General features: G+C 64.5%; 14 protein-coding genes, 1 rRNA gene and 1 riboswitch (1 of these 16 cut by a window edge). Of the genes, 8 read left to right on the top strand and 7 right to left on the bottom strand.

All coding sequences use genetic code 11. The features are described 5' to 3' along the window. Positions 1–1,366: ribosomal RNA gene (locus JQ633_RS28150) — 16S ribosomal RNA — on the bottom strand; it reaches 123 nt to the left of the window's first position. Between the two features lie 1,032 nt (positions 1,367–2,398). Here JQ633_RS28150 and JQ633_RS28145 point away from each other — a divergent pair. Together JQ633_RS28145 and JQ633_RS28140 are read left to right on the top strand one after the other, a co-directional pair. Continuing rightward, the gene (locus tag JQ633_RS28145; protein ID WP_211988366.1) at positions 2,399–4,471 is read left to right on the top strand and encodes a M23 family metallopeptidase; all 2,073 of its coding nucleotides are present in this window, start codon (positions 2,399–2,401) and stop codon (positions 4,469–4,471) included. Between the two features lie 97 nt (positions 4,472–4,568). Next, positions 4,569–4,835, top strand: a complete 267-nt coding sequence (locus JQ633_RS28140; protein WP_211988365.1) for a hypothetical protein — start codon at positions 4,569–4,571, stop codon at positions 4,833–4,835. Between the two features lie 18 nt (positions 4,836–4,853). On the opposite strand, the gene JQ633_RS28135 is transcribed toward JQ633_RS28140, so the two are convergent. The 3 genes from JQ633_RS28135 to JQ633_RS28125 form a co-directional block, all read right to left on the bottom strand. Next, positions 4,854–5,264 carry a hypothetical protein gene (locus JQ633_RS28135; RefSeq protein WP_211988364.1) on the bottom strand — a complete coding sequence of 137 codons (411 nt, stop codon included), beginning with the start codon at positions 5,262–5,264 and terminating at the stop codon, positions 4,854–4,856. Positions 5,265–5,480: 216 nt separating this feature from the next. After that, the gene (gene clpB, locus JQ633_RS28130) at positions 5,481–8,132 is read right to left on the bottom strand and encodes an ATP-dependent chaperone ClpB (RefSeq protein ID WP_211988363.1); all 2,652 of its coding nucleotides are present in this window, start codon (positions 8,130–8,132) and stop codon (positions 5,481–5,483) included. A 192-nt stretch (positions 8,133–8,324) separates the two neighbouring features. Next, entirely contained in the window at positions 8,325–8,891 is a 567-nt protein-coding gene (locus JQ633_RS28125) for a helix-turn-helix domain-containing protein (RefSeq protein WP_211988362.1), read from the bottom strand. Positions 8,892–8,946: 55 nt separating this feature from the next. Between JQ633_RS28125 and JQ633_RS28120 the strand changes: the two genes are divergently transcribed. Together JQ633_RS28120 and JQ633_RS28115 are read left to right on the top strand one after the other, a co-directional pair. Beyond that, on the top strand, positions 8,947–9,462 hold the full coding sequence (locus JQ633_RS28120; protein ID WP_211988361.1) for a GNAT family N-acetyltransferase: 516 nt from the start codon (positions 8,947–8,949) through the stop codon (positions 9,460–9,462). A gap of 53 nt (positions 9,463–9,515) precedes the next feature. Beyond that, positions 9,516–10,286: an MOSC domain-containing protein gene (locus JQ633_RS28115; RefSeq protein ID WP_211988360.1), complete on the top strand. Its 771-nt coding sequence runs from the start codon at positions 9,516–9,518 to the stop codon at positions 10,284–10,286. Here the strand turns inward: JQ633_RS28115 and JQ633_RS28110 are convergent. After that, on the bottom strand, positions 10,283–10,996 hold the full coding sequence (locus tag JQ633_RS28110) for a TIGR02594 family protein (protein ID WP_211988359.1): 714 nt from the start codon (positions 10,994–10,996) through the stop codon (positions 10,283–10,285). The genes JQ633_RS28115 and JQ633_RS28110 overlap by 4 nt on opposite strands. A 231-nt stretch (positions 10,997–11,227) precedes the next feature. Here JQ633_RS28110 and JQ633_RS28105 point away from each other — a divergent pair, with 231 nt between their 5' ends. Continuing rightward, positions 11,228–12,100, top strand: coding sequence for an alpha/beta fold hydrolase (locus tag JQ633_RS28105; RefSeq protein WP_211988358.1), 873 nt, complete (start codon positions 11,228–11,230; stop codon positions 12,098–12,100). Positions 12,101–12,229: 129 nt separating this feature from the next. Here JQ633_RS28105 and metW read toward each other — a convergent pair whose 3' ends face one another. Continuing rightward, positions 12,230–12,892 (bottom strand): methionine biosynthesis protein MetW, encoded by a 663-nt coding sequence (gene metW / locus JQ633_RS28100; protein WP_211988357.1) that lies wholly within the window; start codon positions 12,890–12,892, stop codon positions 12,230–12,232. Next, complete coding sequence (metX, locus tag JQ633_RS28095) at positions 12,889–14,097, bottom strand: homoserine O-acetyltransferase MetX (protein ID WP_211988356.1); 1,209 nt, start codon at positions 14,095–14,097, stop codon at positions 12,889–12,891. Before metX ends, metW begins: the two co-directional genes overlap by 4 nt. 84 nt (positions 14,098–14,181) lie before the next feature. Next, positions 14,182–14,261, bottom strand: a riboswitch (SAM riboswitch). 175 nt (positions 14,262–14,436) lie between these two features. On the opposite strand from metX, the gene JQ633_RS28090 reads away from it, so the two are divergent. The 3 genes from JQ633_RS28090 to JQ633_RS28080 all read left to right on the top strand — a co-directional run bounded on the left by JQ633_RS28090 (position 14,437) and on the right by JQ633_RS28080 (position 17,416). Continuing rightward, positions 14,437–15,285 (top strand): chorismate mutase, encoded by an 849-nt coding sequence (locus JQ633_RS28090; protein WP_211988355.1) that lies wholly within the window; start codon positions 14,437–14,439, stop codon positions 15,283–15,285. 86 nt (positions 15,286–15,371) lie between these two features. Then, positions 15,372–16,469, top strand: a complete 1,098-nt coding sequence (gene hisC, locus JQ633_RS28085; protein ID WP_211988534.1) for a histidinol-phosphate transaminase — start codon at positions 15,372–15,374, stop codon at positions 16,467–16,469. Positions 16,470–16,477: 8 nt separating this feature from the next. Further along, positions 16,478–17,416 carry a prephenate/arogenate dehydrogenase family protein gene (locus JQ633_RS28080; RefSeq protein WP_211988533.1) on the top strand — a complete coding sequence of 313 codons (939 nt, stop codon included), beginning with the start codon at positions 16,478–16,480 and terminating at the stop codon, positions 17,414–17,416. The last annotated feature ends 28 nt before the right edge of the window (positions 17,417–17,444 follow it).

The raw sequence follows: 17,444 nt of genomic DNA, 5'->3' as shown, positions 1-17,444 counted from the left end.
CTCCCATGGTGTGACGGGCGGTGTGTACAAGGCCCGGGAACGTATTCACCGTGGCGTGCTGATCCACGATTACTAGCGATTCCAACTTCATGGGCTCGAGTTGCAGAGCCCAATCCGAACTGAGACGGCTTTTTGAGATTTGCGAAGGGTCGCCCCTTAGCATCCCATTGTCACCGCCATTGTAGCACGTGTGTAGCCCAGCCCGTAAGGGCCATGAGGACTTGACGTCATCCCCACCTTCCTCGCGGCTTATCACCGGCAGTCTCCTTAGAGTGCTCAACTAAATGGTAGCAACTAAGGACGGGGGTTGCGCTCGTTGCGGGACTTAACCCAACATCTCACGACACGAGCTGACGACAGCCATGCAGCACCTGTCTCCGGTCCAGCCGAACTGAAGAACTCCGTCTCTGGAGTCCGCGACCGGGATGTCAAGGGCTGGTAAGGTTCTGCGCGTTGCGTCGAATTAAACCACATGCTCCACCGCTTGTGCGGGCCCCCGTCAATTCCTTTGAGTTTTAATCTTGCGACCGTACTCCCCAGGCGGAATGCTTAAAGCGTTAGCTGCGCCACTAGTGAGTAAACCCACTAACGGCTGGCATTCATCGTTTACGGCGTGGACTACCAGGGTATCTAATCCTGTTTGCTCCCCACGCTTTCGTGCCTCAGCGTCAGTATCGGGCCAGTGAGCCGCCTTCGCCACTGGTGTTCTTGCGAATATCTACGAATTTCACCTCTACACTCGCAGTTCCACTCACCTCTCCCGAACTCAAGATCTTCAGTATCAAAGGCAGTTCTGGAGTTGAGCTCCAGGATTTCACCCCTGACTTAAAGACCCGCCTACGCACCCTTTACGCCCAGTGATTCCGAGCAACGCTAGCCCCCTTCGTATTACCGCGGCTGCTGGCACGAAGTTAGCCGGGGCTTATTCTTGCGGTACCGTCATTATCTTCCCGCACAAAAGAGCTTTACAACCCTAGGGCCTTCATCACTCACGCGGCATGGCTGGATCAGGGTTGCCCCCATTGTCCAATATTCCCCACTGCTGCCTCCCGTAGGAGTTTGGGCCGTGTCTCAGTCCCAATGTGGCTGATCATCCTCTCAGACCAGCTACTGATCGTCGCCTTGGTGAGCCATTACCTCACCAACTAGCTAATCAGACGCGGGCCGATCTTTCGGCGATAAATCTTTCCCCGTAAGGGCTTATCCGGTATTAGCTGAAGTTTCCCTCAGTTGTTCCGAACCAAAAGGTACGTTCCCACGCGTTACTCACCCGTCTGCCGCTGACGTATTGCTACGCCCGCTCGACTTGCATGTGTTAAGCCTGCCGCCAGCGTTCGCTCTGAGCCAGGATCAAACTCTCAAGTTGGACTTGAACTTTGAACCGGCTGATCACAACGTTTGACGAGGTCCCACCATTCTTCATCGACCGAAGTCGACGAGCTGCCTACGATTCACATCGCTGGCAACGATGGTGTAACCTTTGAAACGTGTACCGCCGAAGTCTTTCGTCCACCCTCAGAAATCAAAAGCCGAAGCTTCCGAGTGTTCCGAGAGACGCAAGGACTCCGCCGTCCACGTTTCTCTTTCTTCATCTTCACTTGTCAAACAGCCCGGGATCAGGTGACCCCAACCTTCCAGAGTGGAAGGGTTCCGACACCCTTACCGACGAGGAATGAACTTCAACCGACTTGTGTCGGCTGTTGTGTCACTCAACGAGGTGAGGAGCATCAGTGGCGCGTTCGCTCGCCTTGGTCAGTGACCCGGCGGCGCCGCGCTCAGTGGTTGGTTTATAGTCCCGCCCCCTCGGGATTGTCAACGCCCATTGTCAACAAATCGTCGCACGCCAAAATCCGTTGTGCAGTGCGGGAATGTACTCGTGTTTTCTGAGGCTTAGGTAAGTGGTAAAATTTCGCTACGCAAAGCGCGTGGTAAAAAACTTCAAAAAAAGTTTGCCACTGAGGGACCGGTGAGAGCCTCCGGACGGGGTCCCAGCCTCACCGGCCAAGTCCAGTTCAGGCCCAAGCCAGGATGTACGCGGCCTCGGCTTCAGGAAGCTTTTCCACCTCGAATGCCGCACTTGAGCCACAATCCTGCGACGTTCTCGCTATAACGTATGCTTTGGACTGCTCGAAACCTGTGGGGGCTCGGGTGGTTCTTCTGGGGAACAGGCGATTTTCTTCACAAAGCCGTCGCCTCTTCCCTTCACGGCCGAGCAATATCGAGAGATCTACACACAAGTTGACGTTCGAGATCGCGGCCTCACTGATGGCCCATCGCCTTCCGAACTTCGACATGTGCAGCTCGCCACACCGCCGCAATCCTCTTGCAAGGGGATGAGCGCGGGGACACGGACGGGCAAAGGTCGAGCGCTATTGATGGAATTCGGGGGGACACGGGCTTGAGCCAACGGGCGTCACGCGGAAGCGGTTATGGACGCGAGACCGGGATGATCGATCTCGGTCACGAGCCGCCGCTTTCGGTCGACGGCACCGAGGCCGCGGTGATCGATCGCCGGCGTGTCTCCGTTCAATGGTTCAGCGGCACCATCCTGACCGGCCTGTGCGGCGCGGCCCTGATCGGCGGCGCGGTGTTTGCCTCGCTCGACGGCGAGATGACCTTCGCCAAGGTGCCGGAACGCGTCGAGGGCGCGCTGCGCGGCGCGTTCACCGGCAACGACCGGGTCGTCAGCCTGCACAAGGGCGACCGCCTGCCGCCGCCAAGTGAATCCTCCGCCTCCCGCAGCGTGGTCCGCGTCTCCACCGCGACCCGCGTCGGCAATCGCGACGTGATGCGGGTGCGGCCCTATATCCGGATCTCCGGCAATCTCTCGATGACCACGAGCGACCTGTCGTCGAAGATCCCCGCCTTCAACGCGCAACGTCTGCTCGCCGATGTCGGCTCCGATACGCCGGCGACCGCCGAGGATCCGACCGCCAATCCCGAAGCCGTCGAGCCGGACGCCGAGGTCTCCTTCGTCACCAAGGATCTCGCGACCGTGCTGCCGAAGGCGAAGCTTGCGGCCGTCGTCGCGCTCGACGACGTCTTGATGCGGGTGCGCGATGCCGCCAACTGGCGCGGCTCCGGCGCCTCGGTGCGCTACACGCTGGCCAATGCCACCGCGGATGCGACCGGCGCCGCCGGGGACATGAAGATGGCCTACGCTGCCGAGGGCAACGTTTCCGATCCCTATGCGGGCTTCGAGACGCGCGTGGTGCCGGAGAACGTCACTCTGCTGCCGAAGACCAAGGAGCAGGTCACCGGCGGCAACCCGGTCGGCGAGCGTGTGCACGTCGTTCGGAAGGGCGACACCATCACCTCGATCCTGCGCGACCAGGGCGCGACGCCCGACGAGGCCAGGGCGATTGCCGCGATGCTCGGCCCGCGCGGCCGCGACGGCGGCCTGAAGGAAGGCCAGAAGGTGCGGATCCTGATGGCGCCGGCCGCGCCGGGACCCGGCGTCAGGCTGCAGCCCTATCGCGTGGTGGTCGCCAACGAATCGATCATCGAAGCCGTCGCGGCGCTGTCCGACATGGGCAAGTATGTCGCCGTCGACGTGCAGAGCATGAACACCGTCACCGACACCGCGGATAATTCCAAGGACGACGACGACGAGGACGACGGCAGCGGCGTGCGGCTCTACCAGAGCATTTACGAGACCGCGATGCGCAACAAGGTGCCGCCGGCCGTGATCGAGGACATGGTCAAGATCTATTCCTACGACGTCGACTTCCAGCGCAAGGTGCAGCCCGGCGATTCCTTCGACGTCTACTATGCCGGCGAGGACGAAGGCGTGACGAGCACGGAAAAGACCGAAGTGCTCTACGCCGCGCTGACCGTGGGCGGCGAGACCAAGAAATACTACCGCTTCCAGAGCTCCGACGACGGCATCGTCGACTACTACGACGAGACCGGCAAGAGCGCGAAGAAATTCCTGGTCCGCAAGCCCGTCAACAACGCGATCATGCGCTCCGGCTTCGGCGGCCGCCGCCACCCGATCCTCGGCTATGTGAAGATGCACACCGGCGTCGACTGGGCCACCGCCTACGGCACGCCGATCTTCGCCTCCGGCAACGGCATGATCGAGAAGGTCGGATACGAAGGCGGCTACGGCAAATACATCCGCATCAAGCACGCCAACGGCTACGAGACCGCCTACGGCCACATGTCGGCGTTCGCCAAGGGCATGGAAATCGGCAAGAAGGTGCGGCAGGGCCAGGTGATCGGCTTCGTCGGCTCGACCGGCCAGTCGACCGGCCCGCACGTCCACTACGAGATCCTGGTCAATGGCCGCTTCGTCGATCCGATGCGCGTGAAGCTGCCGCGCGGCCGCTCGCTGGAAGGCCCGATGCTGGCCGCCTTCGAGAAGGCGCGCGACGGGATCGACGCCCAGATGAACAGCCGCGGCAGCTCGCGCATCGTCTCGGATGCGTCCAGCGCCACGCCACAGACCCGCTCCGTCAGCAACCGCTGACCGCTGGAACCTGCCTCCCGACGCACCTTTTCACACGGAACCATCGCTGCCCCTGCGGCTTGTCCGGTTAGGCAAACCTGCAGAGGAGGCGCCGCCGATGACCCGCCTCACCCGCGACGACGTGCTGAAAGCCGTCGGCAATGCCGACGATGTCACCATCGCCAGAATCATCGCATCGGGCGCAACCGTGACGGAGCTTGCCGAGGCGCAGGCCTGGCTAACCAATGACGAGCCGCTGATGAACGCCGGCAAGCCGCTGGCCATCGGCCGCGCCCGCGAGCTGATCGATATTCTTTCCGAACTCGAGCCTGCGGAGGACGACGAGCCCGCTCAACCGGGACCGCCGAGCGTTCCGCAGGAGTGACGGCCGCTCGTGCTCCGTCTATGGCGCAAGGCTCGCGCAGATCAGGAACACAATTCCGATCGCCGTGAGCCCGAACGCGACGGCCGCGAGCGGCAGCAGCATGTCGATGGCGGCATGGGTGCTGTTGATCGTGCTGCCCCAGACCGCGAATTCACCGGTCCGCCAATCACGAAACGGCACGGCCTGCCCGTGGGCTTCGTACGGCCGGCGATATCTCCACCAGATCTTCGAAAGCAGCCATGGCAGGAGGACCGCCATGAACAGCAGCACGGTGACAAATGCGAGCGACAGCTCGGTGTCGTTCTGACGGTCGAACAAGATCCAGGCCGACAGCACGAACCAGGCGATCAGGCCAACGGCCGCGCCGTAGACCCGCGGGTGAAGCTCGTCATAGACGGGACGATTATGGGCGATGAGTTCCCTGCTCATGAGATTCGCCTCCTGCTGAGAGGGACCGGAGCATGTCTCGCGCGAAGAATAGGCGCGAGAAACGCGATCCTGCCGTCGAGGCGGCAGCGGCGCACGACGCCAACCGGTCGCATGAATGAGCAACGACCGCCGGCGCCGGCAGTTTCATTAAAACGGAGCAACGCGCTTGCACTGGATGCGGCCATGGCCGCATCCAGCTGACGAGACACGAGGTGGTTAGTTCAGCTTGCGCTTCGGGACCGGCGCGTCGAACTGCACGATCTCGGCGGTGCTCGGCACCTTGCCGTTGAAGGTCAGCACGTTGCCTTTTTCCGAGATCTTGACGCGATCGCCGTCCTTGACCTCGCCGGCCAGGATCATCTCGGCGAGCGGATCCTGCACGCTGCGCTGGATCACGCGCTTGAGCGGACGGGCGCCGTAAGCCGGATCCCAGCCCTTCTCCGCGAGCCAGTCCCGCGCCTTGCCGTCGAGCTCGAGCGCGATCTTGCGATCCTCGAGCAGCTTCGTCAGCCGCGCGAACTGGATCTCGACGATGCGGCCCATCTCGCTCTTCTGCAGGCGGTGGAACAGGATGATCTCGTCGATGCGGTTCAGGAATTCCGGCCTGAAATGCGCCCGCACGACGCCCATCACCTGGTCACGCACTGCCGCGGTGTCTTCGCCCTCTGGTTGATTCACCAAGAACTCCGAACCGAGGTTCGAGGTCATGATGATCAGCGTGTTGCGGAAATCGACCGTGCGGCCCTGACCATCGGTCAGGCGGCCGTCGTCGAGCACCTGCAACAGGACGTTGAAGACATCCGGATGCGCCTTCTCGATCTCGTCGAACAGCACGACCTGGTAGGGCCGGCGCCGCACCGCTTCGGTCAGCGCTCCGCCCTCGTCGTAGCCGACATAGCCGGGAGGCGCGCCGATCAGACGCGAGACCGAATGCTTCTCCATGAACTCGGACATGTCGAGGCGGACCATAGCGGTCTCGTCGTTGAACAGGTCAGCGGCGAGCGCTTTGGTCAGCTCGGTCTTGCCGACGCCGGTGGGCCCTAAGAACATGAACGAGCCGGTCGGCCGGTTCGGGTCCTGCAGGCCGGCGCGGGCACGGCGCACCGCGGTTGCCACCGCACGCACCGCCTCGGCCTGGCCGACGACCCGCCTGGCCAGCGAGTCCTCCATGCGCAGCAGCTTGTCCTTTTCGCCCTCCAGCATCTTGTCGACCGGCACACCGGTCCAGCGCGAGACCACCTGCGCGATGTGGTTGGCGGTGACCGCCTCCTCCATCATCTCGCCGCCATTGTGCTTGCCGTTTTCCTTGGCCTCGATGTCCGCGAGCTTCTTCTCCAGATCGGGGATCCGGCCATAGGCCAGCTCGCCGGCCTTCTGGAATTCGCCGCGCCGCTGCGCATTGGCCAGCTCGACGCGCAACGCATCGAGCTCGCTCTTCAGCTTCTGGGCGTTGGAGAGCTTGTTCTTCTCCGCGCTCCAGCGCGCCGTCAGCGCCGCCGACCGCTCCTCGAGATCCGCGAGCTCCTTCTCCAGCGACTGCAGGCGGCTCTTCGAGCCGGCATCGCTCTCCTTTTTCAGCGCCTCCTGCTCGATCTTGAGCCGGATGATGTCGCGATCCAGCGAATCCAGCTCCTCCGGCTTGGAATCGACCTGCATCTTCAGCCGCGCGGCGGCCTCGTCCATCAGGTCGATGGCCTTGTCCGGCAGGAAGCGGTCGGTGATGTAGCGGTTCGACAGCGTGGTCGCGGCCACCAGCGCGGAGTCCGTGATACGCACGCCGTGATGCTGCTCGTACTTGTCTTTCAGACCGCGCAGGATCGAGATGGTGTCCTCGACCGTCGGCTCGCTGACATAGATCGGCTGGAAGCGCCGCGCCAGCGCGGCATCCTTCTCGACATGCTTGCGATACTCGTCGAGCGTGGTGGCGCCGATGCAGTGCAATTCGCCCCGCGCCAGCGCAGGCTTGAGCAGGTTGGACGCATCCATCGCGCCGTCGGCCTTGCCGGCGCCGATCAGCGTGTGCATCTCGTCGATGAACAGGATGATGCCGCCCTCGGCGGTCGAGACCTCCTGCAGGACGGACTTCAGCCGCTCCTCGAACTCGCCGCGGTATTTCGCGCCGGCGATCAGCGCGCCCATGTCGAGCGACAGCAGCTTCTTGTCCTTCAAACTCTCCGGCACGTCGCCGTTGAGGATGCGCAGCGCCAAGCCCTCGACGATCGCGGTCTTGCCGACGCCGGGCTCCCCGATCAGCACGGGATTGTTCTTGGTTCGCCGCGACAGCACCTGGATGGTGCGGCGGATCTCCTCGTCACGGCCGATCACCGGATCGAGCTTGCCGTCGCGCGCCGCCTGGGTCAGGTCGCGGGCGTATTTCTTCAGCGCGTCATAGGCGTTTTCGGCGGTCGCGGAATCCGCAGTGCGGCCCTTGCGCAGCGCTTCGATCGCTGCGTTCAGGTTCTGCGCCGTGACGCCGCCTTTGCTGAGGATGCTGGCCGCCTCGCTGCCTTTCTCGAGCGTGAGCCCGAGCAACAGACGCTCGACGGTGACGAAGCTATCGCCGGCCTTGTCGGCGGCTTTCTCCGCCGCATCGAAGGCGCGCGCCAGCTCCGGGGCCAGGTAGACCTGTCCCGCACCACTGCCGGAAACCTTCGGCAGCTTGTTCAGCGCCTCTTCGGTCGCTTTCAAAATTGCTCTGGAATTGCCGCCGGCACGGTCGATCAGACCGCCGGCGAGGCCCTCATTGTCGTCCAGCAGCACCTTCAACAGATGCAGCGGCGAGAACTGCTGGTGACCATCGCGCATTGCGAGCGACTGGGCAGACTGGATGAATCCGCGCGCGCGCTCGGTGTACTTCTCAACGTTCATTTTGTTTCCCTCGGCCTGCCATCGTCACCCATCAGGCATGACAACGGCATCTTCATTGGGTTTCCGCGGGCCGCGTTGACGTTCCTCAACCAGCCTCTGGTCGTCGCCATCATTTTTCAGGCTTGCCGCAGATGTGGGCACTTGGTTCCGAAACGGAAGGGCCACAGCGTTGCGATTTTGCCTCGGTGAAGCTCAGCGCCGCACGATGGCGACAAGGTAGCGGCAAGCCTGAGCAGTCTCATTGCGGAAGACGATATCCGACGGCGGCCCGAGCTCGACGCGGTCGCCCGCGGCGAGTTCGTGGCGGACCGTCCCCTCGATCAGGGTGAGGCGGCCGTCGATGACCCACACCACCTGACGGACCAAGTGATAGGCGCTGGCGGGGAAGCCGGCCTCCTGCCTCGCAGGCAACTCGATCTCCACCAGTTCCAGCGGATTGGCGGGATGCAGGAACACCTGGCGCCGCAGATAGGCCGCCTTTGGATCGCGCCACACCGGCTGATCCTTGGCCCGCTGCAGGCGCGATGCCTCGGCTGCCGCCACCTCGAACAGTGCGGCCAGGGTCAGACCATAGGCGGTCGCGATCCGCGACAGTGTCGCCGCCGTCGGGCTCGCCTCGGCCCGCTCGATCTTACTGAGCATGGCCTTGGAGACCCCGGCCCGGCCGGCGAGTTCCGCCAGCGACCAGCCGCGGCCCTCCCGCTCGGCGCGGACGCGCCTGCCAAGGGCTGCGTCGGTCTTGTCTTCTATAATTGACATATCGTCTTATATAGTAGACGATCGCTTCTCTTCAAGAGGCTTCAAGGAACCACCAATGATCATCCGCCCCGCCACCGACGCGGACATTCCCGCGATCACCGCGATCTTCAATGAGGCGGTCGTCAACTCGAACGCGATCTGGACGGAGAAGCAGGATTCCGACGCCGAGCGGCTCGCCTGGATGAAGGCGCGGCAAGCGCTCGGTTATCCGGTGCTGGTCGCGGCCGAGGGCGAGACGGTGCTCGGATACGGCACGTTCGGCGATTTCCGGGCCTTTCCCGGCTACCGCTACAGCGTCGAGCATAGCGTCTACATCCACGTCGATCATCGCGGCCGAGGCCTTGGCCGCATCATCGTCGACGAGTTGGTGGCCGCTGCGCGGGCGCTGGGCAAGCACGTCATGATCGCCGGCATCGACGGCGGCAATCCCGCCTCGCTCCGGCTGCATGCGCAGGCGGGCTTTGTCGAGGTCGCGCGGATGCCGGAGGTCGGGCGCAAGTTCGGCCGCTGGCTCGATCTCGTGTTCATGCAGCGCGTGCTGGACAGGCCGGGCGCCGAGCGCGCCGATTAGCCGCCGCACTGGGGGCGGTTCTCCTGGCGCGCCAAACGCGCTAGAGCGGGCGGATGGAACAGACGCATCCCTCCGCCAGGATCACCGGCATCTACCGCTATCCCGTGAAGGGGCTCACGCCCGAGTCCCTGCCCCGCGCCGAACTCAAGACCGGCGAGACGCTCCGCTCCGACCGTCGCTACGCGATCGAGAACGGCCCGAGCGGCTTCGACCCGGCCGCGCCGCAATGGCTGGTGAAAATGCATTTCCTGATGCTGCAGCGGGACGAATGGCTGGCGCCGCTGCGTGCCCATTTCGACGACGACAGCCACGTGCTGACGCTGCGCCGGGACGGCGCGATGCTGGCCCAGGGCGATCTCGAGACGGCAGAGGGGCGCGCCGCGATCGAGCGCTATTTTGCCGACCACCATACGGACCGGATCAAGGGACCGCCCAAGGTGCTGGTGAGCCCCGGGCACAGCTTTTCCGACGTTCCCCGCAAGGTGGTTTCGATCATCAATCTCGCCAGCCTGCGCGCCATCGAGACCCTGGTGCAGGCGCCGGTGCATCCGCTGCGGTTCCGCGCCAACCTCTATGTCGAGGGCTGGCCGGCCTGGCACGAGGCCAGCCTGCTTGACCAGACCATCGCGATCGGAAGTGCGCGGGCCAAGGTGGTGAAGCGCATCACCCGCTGCGCGGCGGTCAATGTCGATCCCGACACCGGCGCCCGCGACCTCTCCGTTCCCAACACGCTGATGCAGCGGTTCGGCAACAATGAATGCGGCATCTATGCCGAGATCATCACCGACGGCGCCGCGGCTGTCGGTGACACGATCGCGGCCTAGTTCGTCGGCATCACGTAGGCGTAGATCCGGCCACGCGACACCGGCGCCTCGCGGACGCGGTTGCCGTTGTTGCCCGAGATCATGATCGGATTACCCTTGGCATCGATGCCGGTGATGATGCCGACATGGCCGCCGCCGCGGCGGCTCATCACGGCGATGGCGCCGACCTGCGGGCCGGAGATGCGCTGGCCGTACTTGGCGAACGAGTTCGCCATATCGGAGCCGGTGCCGCGATGGCCGGTGTGCTGCAGCACCATGTTCATGAAACGCGCGCACCACAGGCTGCGGCGGTCGGTCGGGTTGCCGCCGAGATAGCGCCGCGCCTCCATGACGAGGTTGGACGAGCCGAAGCTGCTCGCGGTGCTGTAGCTCTTTTCGAAAGTCACGCCGCCGGTGTTCGGCACAACGTCAGCGTGAGACATGATGCGAGCGCGCGACGTGAAGGGCGTATTGGTTTCCGCGAAATCCTCCGACTGCATCCGCGCTGCCCGGCGCTCGGCGCGCGACAGCCGCGCGGCGTGGCGATAGTGACGATGCGCGGAGTGACGCGCGTGATAACCGCCATGATCACCGCCACCAGCCGAATGCGCGTGATGCGAATGACGGGGACGGGCTGAGGCCGGAGCGGCGGAGACGACGGCGAGAGTGAGCGAACACAGAGCCAGCGCCAAAACACGAAGCGACCGGCGATACGCAAGCAACTGAACCATACTTCACTTGATCCTCTGCAGAACCCCCCGTTCCCCATCGCGTTCCCAAGGGAACGCGGCGGGCGTTTTGAAAATCGGGATGTGGCGAGAGGAAGATTTCATGCGGCGCTGCGGAAACGATTTCGGGGTCATTCCGCGCAGATCTGGTGACGAAAAATATGCGGCATCGCCGCATTGCGGCCCGGAAAATTAACTGCAAATCTGAGCGCGGCCCACGAGAAGGAAAGTTCAATGCCCCACGCCACCACGAAAGATAATGTCCGCCTTTATTTCGAAGAGGCCGGCAGCGGCAGCCCGATCATCTTCCTGCACGAGTTCGCTGCCGATCACACCAACTGGGAACCGCAGTTGCGTTACTTCTCGCGCGGACACCGCTGCATCGCCTATTCGGCACGCGGCTATACGCCGTCGGACGTGCCGCCCAATGCCGACGTCTACACCTACAAGCACTTCTACACCGATGCGCTCGCGGTGCTCGACCATCTCGGCATCGCCAAAGCGCACTTCATCGGGCTCTCGATGGGCTCGTATTCGTCGCTGCAGGTCGCGCTGAATGCGCCCGAGCGCGCGCTGTCGATGACGCTCGCCGCTGTCGGCTCAGGCTCCAGCCTGGAAAATCTCGACGCCTTCCGCGCGCAGTGCCGCGCCAATGCCGAGCAATATGAGGCGATCGGCTCGGTCGAGGTCGCCAAGGTGACGCGCGAGGCGCCGAGCCGGATCCCCTTCCTGCTGAAGGATCCGCGTGGGCACGCCGATTTCTATGCCGCGCTGGCGCGTCATGACGCCAAAGGCTCGGCCAACACGATGCGCAGTTTCCAGGGCGGCCGGACCTCGATCTACACCATGACGGAGACGATCCGTCGCGCCGCGACGCCGGCGCTGATCCTGTGCGGCGACGAGGACGACAATTGCATCGCGCCGAGCATGTTCCTGAAGAAGCATCTACCGGCCGCGGGCCTCGCCTTCTTTCCGAAGTCGGGACACGTGCTCAATCTCGAGGAGCCGGCGCTGTTCAACGAGATGGTGGAACGCTTCATCGCGCTGGTCGAGGCCGGCCGCTGGCCGGTACGCGATCCGCGGTCGCTGATAGCTGCGCCGGTTTGAGGTGTCATTCCGGGGCGATGCGCAAGCATCGAGCCCGGAATCCATTCATCCACGGAGTTTGCTGCCCAATGGATTCCGGGTTCTCGCTTCGCGAGCCCCGGAATGACGGCGGCGAGAAACCGCGCGGCGTTACTTAACGCCGCCCCGGCTCAGCAGGAACACGCCCTGCTCGCCGAACATGTTCCAGACCCACCAGGGCAGATTGAGCGGCACCGGGCGGCCGTAGAGGTCGAGCGCCACCGCGCGCTCCATCTTGACGTTGATCTCGTCGCAGAGCTGCACGAAATCCTTGATGGTGCAGAAATGGATGTTGGCGGTGTCGTACCAGGTCGCCGGCAGATTCTCGGTGCGCGGCATGTGGCCGCCGACCAAGAGCTGCAGCCGCATCTTCCAGAAGCCGAAATTCGGAAACGAGACGATGGCGCGCTGGCCGATCCGCAAGAGGTTTTCCAGCACCACCCGCGGCTGCCGCGTCGCCTGCAGCGTCTGCGACAGGATCACGTAGTCGAAGGCGTCGTCGGGATAGTTGACGAGGTCGGTGTCGGCATCGCCCTGCACCACCGCCAGCCCCTTGGCGACGCAGCCGTTGACGCCCTCGCGCGACAACTCGATGCCGCGGCCGTCTATGCCGCGGCTCTCCAGCAGTTGCAGCAGTTCGCCGTCGCCGCAGCCGACGTCGAGCACGCGCGAGCCGGGGCTGACCATGTCGGCGACCAGCAGGTGGTCGGTGCGATGTGCCCCGGTCCGCTCGGGCGTGACGCCCGGCAGGGGCAGTGTCTGCTGCATGCTCATGACTGGCCGTCACCATTGCCGAGGCCGCGCGCCTTGCCTGCGGCCTGCAGGAAGGCGCGGAAGATCTCGAAGAATTCGGGCACGTCGAGCAGGAAGGCGTCGTGGCCCTTGTCGGTCTCGATCTCGGCGAACGACACCCGCGCGCTCGATGCGTTCAACGCATGCACCAGCGCGCGCGATTCCGAGGTCGGGAACAGCCAGTCGCTGGTGAACGACACCACGCAGAACCGCGTCTTGATGCCGGTGAACGCCTTCGCCAGCACGTCGTTGTGGTCGGCGGCGATGTCGAAATAGTCCATCGCGCGGGTCAGATAGAGATAGGAGTTGGCATCGAAGCGCTCGACGAACGACGAGCCCTGGTAACGCAGATAGCTCTCCACCTGGAAATCCGCATCGAACGAGAAGGTCGGCAGCTCGCGGTCCTGCATCCTTCGCCCGAACTTGCGGTGCAGCGCCGCGTCCGACAGATAGGTGATGTGCGCGGCCATCCGCGCCACCGCGAGCCCGCGATGCGGCAGGGTGCCGTTCTCGGCATAGCGCCCCTGATGCCAGTTCGGATCGGCCATCACGGCCTGCCGCCCGAGCTCGTGGAACGCGATGTTCTGCGCCGAGTGGCGGGTCGCGCAGGCGATCGGCAGCGCGCAGAACACCCGCTCCGGATAGGCCGCCGTCCACTGCAGCACCTGCATGCCGCCCATCGAGCCGCCGACCACGCAGAACAGCGTGTCGATGCCGAGGCGATCGATCAGCATCGCCTGCGCGCGCACCATGTCGGGAATCGTGACGACGGGAAAATCCAGTCCCCAAGGCTTGCCGGTGGCGGGATTGGTCGAGGCCGGGCCGGTCGAGCCCATGCAGCCGCCGATCACGTTGGCGCAGATGATGAAGTAGCGGTCGATATCGAGCGGCAGGCCGTGGCCGACCATATTCTCCCACCAGCCCGGCTTGCCGGTCATCGGGTGAACATTGGCGACATGCTGATCGAGCGTCAGCGCGTGGCAGATCAGGATCGCGTTGGAGCGATCGGCGTTGAGCTCGCCATAGGTCTGGTAGGCGATCTGGAACGGCGCGAGATCGACGCCGCAATCGAGCTTGAGCGGCTGGTCCAGGCCGAACTTCGCCACCAAGGACGACGGATGATCGACCTCTTGGGCGCGATCATCGCTCGGGATCGGTTGGCTGGTTATCGGGCGCACGTTGCTCATCTAGGCGACCTCGCCTCCACGCGGGAGGCCTTGAACAGAAATCTGGCCATAAAAAACCCGGCCTGAACGATAGGTTCGGCCGGGAGCGATCTGTCCCCGGCCTGTTTAGCGAGTTGTTTAACGTGGCTGCAAGCCGGCCGGCTCAAATGACCACGGGATCACGAGAAACTAGTCCCCACGTCCCCCCTCGTCAAGACAGCCCGGCCCGCAGCCCGCATGGTTAACCGGTCGCGCAGGGCACGCCTGCGAGGTTTCTCTTTGCTTTCGGCGGCCGTCTTTCCTAATCAGGGACCTGTCCGGGGCCGTGTCTGGCCATCAGGACCAACAAGGTTTTTCGCGATGTCCAACCCACCCCCGTCGCCGCCGTCGCTGGCCGAGCTGCGCAAGGAGATCGACGCGATCGACGAACAGGTTCACCGCCTGTTGATGGCGCGCGGCGACATCATCGACCGCCTGATCCAGGTCAAGAAGACCCAGGAGGTCGGCTCCGCGTTCCGTCCGGCGCGCGAGGCCAGCATGATGCGCGAGCTGGTGCAGCGGCATCGCGGCATCCTGCCGCTCGACACCATCGAGGGCATCTGGCGCGTCATCATCTCGACCTTCACTTATGTGCAGGCGCCGTTCGCGGTGCACACCGATGTGTCGGTCGGCGAGTCCGCGATGCGCGACTCGGCGCGCTTCCATTTCGGCTTCGTCGTGCCCTACGTTTCGCATTTCAGCGCGCAGGCCGCGGTCGAGGCGGTGGCGAAGTCGAAGGGCGACCTCGCGCTGGTCTCCGCGATCTCGAGCCGCACGCCGTGGTGGAACGCGCTCGAAGCCGACGGCGCGCCGAAGATCATCGCGCGACTGCCGTTCCTCGAGCGCGCCGACCATCCCGCCGCGCTGCCGGTGTTCGTGATCTCGCGGGTCGCCGACGATGCCATGGTCACCGAAGTCCAGACCTGGAGCGTGCGCGTCTCCGGCTGGACCGCCGATGTCGCCCGCGCTGTAGCTCCGCTCGCCGAGATCGTCGCCGTGCCCGACACCGCCTTCGACGGCGCCGCGCTGCTGGTCTCGGTCACCGAACCCGGTTTCGAGACCATCAAGATGGCGCTGATCAAGGCCGGCGCCTCGGTCCGCTCGTCGGCCCTCGTCGGCAGCCACGCAACGCGCTATACGGTGCCCTCGAACGGGCCGGCCAAAGGCTAGGCCGCCCGCCCGGATTCTTGTTTGAGGCGTTTTCCGAAGCGGCCCGGTATCCACGCCGCTGGAAAGCGCTCTGTTTGGAGTTGATGATGTCCCGTTGCGTGCCGAACCCCGGCATTCTCGATATTGCGCCCTACACGCCCGGCAAGACCCCGGTGCCGGAACCGGGCCGCAAGGTGTTCAAGCTGTCCGCCAACGAGACGCCGTTCGGCCCGTCGCCGAAAGCGATCGCGGCCTACAAGGCGGCGGCCGACCATCTTGAGGACTATCCGGAAGGCACCTCGCGCGTACTGCGCGAAGCGATCGGCCGTACCTACGGCCTCGATCCCGACCGCATCATCTGCGGCGCCGGCTCCGACGAAATCCTCAATCTGCTCGCGCACACGTATCTTGCGCCCGGCGACGAGGCGATCTCGACCACCCACGGCTTCCTGGTCTACCCGATCGCCACGATGGCGAACGGCGCCAAGAACGTGATCGCGGCCGAGACCGATCACACCGCCGATGTCGACGCCATCCTGAAGGTGGTGACGCCGAAGACCAAGCTGGTCTGGCTCGCCAACCCGAACAACCCGACCGGCACCTATATCCCGTTCGACGAGGTCAAGCGGCTGCGCGCCAGCCTGCCGTCGCGTGTGCTGCTGGTGCTCGACGCCGCCTATGCCGACTACGTCTCGCGCAACGATTACGAGCTCGGCATCGAGCTGGTCGCGACCACCGAGAACACCGTCGTCACGCACACCTTCTCGAAGATCCACGGCTTGGCCGCGCTGCGGATCGGCTGGATGTTCGGGCCTGCGCATATCGTCGATGCCTGCAACCGCATCCGCGGCCCCTTCAACGTGACGACGCCGGCGATGCTGGCGGCGGTGGCGGCGATCGAGGACACCGCGCATGTGCAGATGTCGAAGGCGCACACCGAGCAGTGGCGCAACTGGCTGACCGCGGAGATTAGCAAGCTCGGGCTCAAGGTGACGCCGAGCGTTGCCAACTTCGTGCTGATCCACTTCCCGACCGAGCAGGGCAGGACCGCAGATGAGGCCGACGTCTATCTGACCCGGCGCGGCCTCGTGCTGCGCGCGCTGAAGAATTACCAGCTGCCGCATGCGCTGCGCATGACCATCGGCACCGAGGAAGCCAACCGCCTCGTGGTCGAGGGGCTGCGCGACTTCCTGGCCGGAAAGTGACGGTGAACGTGAGCACGGCTCCGATTTTCAACCGCGTCGCACTGATCGGCTTCGGCCTGATCGGCGGCTCGATCGCGCGCGGCGCCCGCACCCAGGGCCTGGTCGGCGAGATCGTCACCACCGCGCGCTCGGAGAAGACGCGTGCGCGCGTCGCCGAGCTCGGTATCGTCGACAAGGTGGTCGAGACCAATATCGAGGCGGTGCAGGATGCCGATCTCGTCATCCTCTGCATCCCCGTCGGCGCCTGCGGCCCGGTCGCGGCCGAGATCGCCGCGCATCTGAAGCCGGGCGCGATCATCTCCGACGTCGGCTCGGTGAAGGGCGCGGTGGCGCGGGACATGGCGCCGCACCTGCCTGCCGGCGTCCACTTCGTGCCGGCGCATCCGGTGGCCGGCACCGAGCACTCCGGCCCCGACTCCGGTTTTGCCGAGCTGTTCATCAACCGCTGGTGCATCCTGACGCCGCCCGAAGGCACCGATCCCGCCGCCACCGACCGGCTGCGCGCGTTCTGGGCTGCGCTCGGCGCCAAGGTCGAGATCATGACGCCGGATCATCATGATCTCGTGCTTGCGATCACCAGCCATCTGCCGCATCTGATCGCCTACACCATCGTCGGCACTGCCGACGAGCTGGCGCAGGTGACGGAGTCCGAGGTGATCAAATTCTCCGCCGGCGGTTTTCGCGACTTCACCCGCATCGCGGCGTCGGACCCGACGATGTGGCGCGACGTGTTCCTCGCCAACAAGGACGCCGTGCTGGAGATGCTCGGCACCTTCACCGAGGACCTGTCGAAGCTGACGCGCGCGATCCGGCGCGGCGACGGCGACGCGCTGTTCGACCACTTCACCCGCACCCGCGCCATCCGTCGCGGCATCGTCGAGACCGGCCAGGATTCGGCGGCGCCGGACTTCGGCCGGCAGCATGGGAATTTGCAGAAGCCGGGGTAAGTGCCGGGTAGCTCCACGACGTCGTCCT

This window comes from Bradyrhizobium tropiciagri (genome assembly GCF_018130505.1).
Lineage (GTDB): Bacteria > Pseudomonadota > Alphaproteobacteria > Rhizobiales > Xanthobacteraceae > Bradyrhizobium > Bradyrhizobium tropiciagri_B.
Note: the sequence above shows the minus strand (reverse complement) of the source record. Positions and strands in the feature narration are given on the sequence as shown.